Origin of the sequence: Bacillus sp. NTK071, from assembly GCF_017303315.1 — a bacterium.
GTDB lineage: Bacteria > Bacillota > Bacilli > Bacillales > Guptibacillaceae > Guptibacillus.
Genome location: NZ_JAFKOI010000094.1, coordinates 1 through 264 on the forward strand (window position 1 = coordinate 1; position 264 = coordinate 264).

The window sequence follows — 264 nt, forward strand, 5'->3', positions numbered from 1 at the left end:
CTGAAAAATCTTCAGCAGAATCTATTATTTTGGCTGCAATTATTGGCTCTGATCTTATTGATGCTGGCCCTTGTGCGCCCATTTTGGCTTGAAGATTCTTTAAAAGGAGAACATTTAATCATCATTATAGACCCATCCGCCTCTATGTCGGCTGAACACGGAGGAAAGAGCCGTTTTGAGATGGCAAAAGAGGAAATGCTTGACCTTGCCGGCAAACTTAATGGCCAGCAGGTAACCCTGATTAAAGCAGGAGAGAAAAATGAG

1 protein-coding gene is annotated in these 264 nt (G+C 42.8%); it reads left to right on the top strand.

The window, feature by feature from the left end:
• The coding region (locus JI666_RS21170; protein ID WP_206895060.1) for a vWA domain-containing protein at positions 1 to 264 on the top strand (264 nt) is incomplete at both ends.